This window comes from Paraburkholderia oxyphila NBRC 105797 (assembly GCF_000685075.1).
GTDB lineage: Bacteria > Pseudomonadota > Gammaproteobacteria > Burkholderiales > Burkholderiaceae > Paraburkholderia > Paraburkholderia oxyphila.
The window spans coordinates 1-4,066 of sequence record NZ_BAYD01000224.1; the positions used below are offsets into that span (position 1 = coordinate 1).

Genomic DNA, 4,066 nt, shown 5'->3' on the forward strand with positions numbered 1-4,066 from the left:
AAGGCATTCTATTCCCCCACCTCCTCTGCACGATGGCAGGATACCTGACGCCCATCCACTTCGCGAAGCAGCGGCACTTCCTTGCGGCACCGCTCGATCGCATACGGACAGCGCTGATGGAACGTGCAGCCCGAAGGCGGGTTCAGCGGCGAAGGCAGCTCGCCCTCGAGCTTGATCTTCACATGCCGGTCCGCTTCGAAGATCGCGGGCGTCGCGGAGAGCAGCGAGCGCGTGTACGGATGGCGCGGCCGCCCGATCACCGTCTTCTTGTCGCCCAGTTCCGCCACGCCGCCCAGGTACATCACCATCACGTCGTCGGCGATGTGCTCGACCACGGCCAGGTTGTGCGAAATGAACACGTAGCTCGTGCGGAACTGCTCCTGCAGGTCCATGAACAGATTGAGGATCTGCGCCTGGATCGAGACGTCGAGCGCGGAGACCGGCTCGTCGGCCACCACGATCTGCGGATCGAGGATCATCGCCCGCGCGATCGCCACGCGCTGGCGCTGGCCGCCCGAGAACATGTGCGGATAGCGCTTCGCATGCTCGGGCCGCAGGCCCACGATGCGCATCATGTGCGCGATGCGGTCGGCGCGCTCGCTCGCCGTGAGCTGGGTGTTGATCGCGAGCGGCTCGCCGAGCGTCTGCTCGACGGTCTTGCGCGGATTGAGCGAGGCGAACGGGTTCTGGAACACCATCTGCACGCGCCGGCGCAGCGCGGCGATCTTCTCGCCGTTCGCGTGCGCGACGTCCTCGCCGTCGATGGTGAGCTTGCCCGCCGTGGGCGGCTCGATCATCGTGAGCTGGCGCGCGAGCGTGGACTTGCCGCAGCCCGACTCGCCCACCACCGCGAGCGTGCGCCCGCGCGTGAGCGAGAACGACACGCCGTTGAGCGCCTTCACGGTGCCCGTGCCGAACATGCCGCGCTTCACGTTGTAGTGCTTCTTGAGGTCCTCGGCGACGAGCACCTTGTCGTCTTCATGAGCCGCGTGTTGCTGGACTGCGTTCATCTCGCGCCTCCGTGGATGGGTTGAGCCGCCGCGTTCAGCGGCTTGATGCAGCGGACCTGGGCGTAGCCACTTTCATCGGCCACCGGGCCGAGCGCGGGCCTTGCCTTCATGCAGTCGTCCACCACGTATTTGCAGCGCGGCGCGAAGAGACAGCCGCTCGGCCGGTCGTCGCGGCCGGGCACCATGCCGGGCAGCGCGGCCAGCCGCATCGCCCCCTTGTTGTGCTCGGGAATCGCCGCGAGCAGCGCCTCCGTGTACGGATGATGGGGCCTCGAAAAGATATCGGGCACGCGGTTCGTTTCGATGATCTCGCCCGCGTACATCACGGCCACGCGCTGCGCGACTTCGGACACCACGGCCAGATCGTGCGAAATCAGCACGAGCGCCATGCCGCGCTCCTTCTGCAGGCGCACGAGCAGCTCCATGATCTGCGCCTGGATCGTCACGTCGAGCGCCGTGGTGGGCTCGTCGGCGATCAGGAGCTTCGGGTTGCAGGCCACGGCCATCGCGATCATCACGCGCTGGTTCATGCCGCCCGACATCTGGTGCGGGAAGTTGTCGATGCGGTTCTTCGCGTCGGGAATGCCCACCTGGTCGAGCAGCTCGAGCGCGCGCGCATTGAGCGCGGAGCCGCGCAGCCCTTCGTGCAGCTTGAGCACTTCCTTGATCTGATAGCCGACGGTGTAGCTCGGGTTCAGGCTCGTGAGCGCGTCCTGGAACACCATCGCGATGTCCTTGCCGACGATGCGGCGGCGCTCCTTGCCGGTGGCGTTGAGCAGGTCGCGGCCGTCGAACGTGATCGAGTCGGCGCTCACCTTGCCGGGGGCGTCGATGAGGCCCATCAGCGCCATCATCGTCACGCTCTTGCCCGAGCCCGATTCGCCGACGATGCCGAGCACCTCGCCCGGCGCCACGGAAAGATTCACGCGATCCACGGCCGGCAGGCCGTTGAAGTTCACCGCCAGATTGCGGATGGTTAGCAGTTCTTTGTTCATGTCAGGCCATCCGCTTGAGCTTGGGATCGAGTGCGTCGCGCAGCCCGTCGCCGAGCAGGTTGATTGCGAGCACCGAGATCAGGATGGAAAGGCCAGGCATCGTGACGATCCACCAGGCGCTGTCGATGTAGTCGCGCGCCGAGGCGAGCATCGCGCCCCACTCCGCCTTGGGCGGCTGCACGCCAAGACCGAGGAAGCCCAGCGCGGCCGCGTCGAGAATCGCCGACGAAAAGCCGAGCGTGGCCTGCACGATGATCGGCGCCGTGCAGTTGGGCAGCACCTGCGAGAACATCAGCCGCAGCGTGCCGGCGCCGGCCACGCGCGAGGCGATCACGTACTCCTTGTGCAGTTCGCCCAAAGCCGAGCCACGCGTCAGACGCACGTAGCCGGGCAGCGCCACGATCGCGATCGCGAACATGGTATTGGTGAGGCCCGGGCCGATGATCGCGACCACGGCCACCGCGAGCAGCAGCGAGGGCAGCGCGAGCAGCACGTCCATAAGCCGCATGATGGGCGTGTCGGCCCACTTCTCGAAGAACGCGGCCACGAGCCCGAGCACGACGCCCGGAATCAGCGCGAGCAGCACCGAGACGCAGCCGATCCACAGCGACAGCCGCGCGCCGTACATCAGGCGCGAGAGGATGTCGCGGCCCGCTTCGTCGGTGCCGAGAATGAACTTCCAGTTGCCGCCGTCGAGCCAGGCGGGCGGGATCTTCACGAAGTCGCGGTATTGCTCGATGGGGCTGTGCGGCGCGATCAGCGGCGCGAAAACCGCCACGAAAACGAGCAGCAGCACGATCACGCCGGCGCCCACGGCGCCCTTGTTGCGCGAGAAGTTCGCCCAGAATTCGCGCAGCACGAGCGCGCGGCCCGAAGGCGGCGTGACGGCGGCGGGCACGGTGTTCTGAATGTCAGCCATCATGCCTCCACGAGCCGATGAATGGATTGCGGGTTTTGCATCGTCATGGCGTGATTACCTCGTATGTCGAATGCGCGGATTGAGCACGCCGTACAGCAGATCGACGAACAGGTTCACGACGATCACGAGGGTCGCGATCATGAGAATGCCGCCCTGCACCACCGGATAGTCGCGCCGGCTGATCGCATCGATCAGCCATTTGCCGATGCCGGGCCACGAGAACAGCGTCTCGGTGAGCACGGCCCCCGCAGCAGCGTGCCGACCTGCAGGCCGATCACGGTCACCACGGGAATCAGCGCATTGCGCAGCGCGTGCACGACGATCACGCGCACGGGCGAGAGGCCCTTGGCGCGCGCGGTGCGGATGTAATCCTCGCGCAGCACTTCGAGCATGGACGAGCGCGTCATGCGCGCGACCACGGCGAGCGGAATCGTGCCGAGCACGATCGCGGGCAGGATCAGGTGCGAGAGCACCGACCTGAACGAGCCTTCGTCGGTGCCGGGCAGGAGCGAGTCGATCAGCATGAAGCCCGTCACGTGCGGAATGTCGTACTCCACGGCGATGCGCCCCGAAACCGGCGTCCAGCCGAGCTTGGACGAGAACACCATGATGAGGATGAGCCCCCACCAGAAGATCGGCATCGAGTAGCCGGTGAGCGCGGTACCCATCACGCCGTGATCGACGACGGTGCCGCGCCGCAAGGCCGCGAACACGCCGGCGGGCAGGCCCACGATGAGCGCGAACATGAGCGCGCAGAACGAGAGCTCGACGGTGGCGGGAAAGCGCGCGAGGAACTCGCCCATCACGCTCGTGTTGGTGATGATCGAGGTGCCGAGATTGCCGTGCATCGCGTGCCAGACGTAGTGCACGTACTGCATCGGCAGGGGCTCGTCGAGCCCCAGGCGGTGCATCGCCTCGGCGTGCATTTGCGGATCGACGCCGCGCTCGCCCATCATCACTTCGATGGGATCGCCCGGAATCAGGTGGATGAGCGCGAACGCGAGCAGCGTGATGCCAATGAAGGTAGGTATCACCATGCCGACGCGGCGCAATACGAAGCGGAACATGTGGTGTTCCCCCTTAAAGCCTGGAATGAAACGCAACCGGCGACAGGGGCTCGTGACCCCGGTCGCCGGACCTTA

The 4,066-nt window shown here is 66.3% G+C and carries 3 protein-coding genes and 1 pseudogene; all 4 read right to left on the reverse strand.

Annotated elements, in window-relative coordinates; all coding sequences use genetic code 11:
* Positions 1 to 8 precede the first annotated feature (8 nt).
* Positions 9 to 1,010 (reverse strand): peptide ABC transporter ATP-binding protein, encoded by a 1,002-nt coding sequence (locus tag BO1_RS48210; RefSeq protein ID WP_028223696.1) that lies wholly within the window; start codon positions 1,008 to 1,010, stop codon positions 9 to 11.
* On the reverse strand, positions 1,007 to 2,005 hold the full coding sequence (locus tag BO1_RS48215; RefSeq protein ID WP_028223697.1) for an ABC transporter ATP-binding protein: 999 nt from the start codon (positions 2,003 to 2,005) through the stop codon (positions 1,007 to 1,009). The genes BO1_RS48210 and BO1_RS48215 overlap by 4 nt, the downstream gene beginning before the upstream one ends.
* Position 2,006: 1 nt before the next feature.
* Positions 2,007 to 2,924, reverse strand: a complete 918-nt coding sequence (locus BO1_RS48220) for an ABC transporter permease subunit (protein ID WP_028223698.1) — start codon at positions 2,922 to 2,924, stop codon at positions 2,007 to 2,009.
* A 54-nt stretch (positions 2,925 to 2,978) separates the two neighbouring features.
* Positions 2,979 to 3,991: pseudogene (locus BO1_RS55895) on the reverse strand (ABC transporter permease subunit).
* Positions 3,992 to 4,066: the final 75 nt, after the last annotated feature.

What these genes read in the sequence shown, in the direction of transcription:
- BO1_RS48210 (WP_028223696.1), bottom strand. Translation starts at nt 1,010, where the DNA reads ATGAACGCAGTCCAGCAACACGCGGCTCATGAAGACGACAAGGTGCTC.
- BO1_RS48215 (WP_028223697.1), bottom strand. Translation starts at nt 2,005, where the DNA reads ATGAACAAAGAACTGCTAACCATCCGCAATCTGGCGGTGAACTTCAAC.
- BO1_RS48220 (WP_028223698.1), bottom strand. Translation starts at nt 2,924, where the DNA reads ATGGCTGACATTCAGAACACCGTGCCCGCCGCCGTCACGCCGCCTTCG.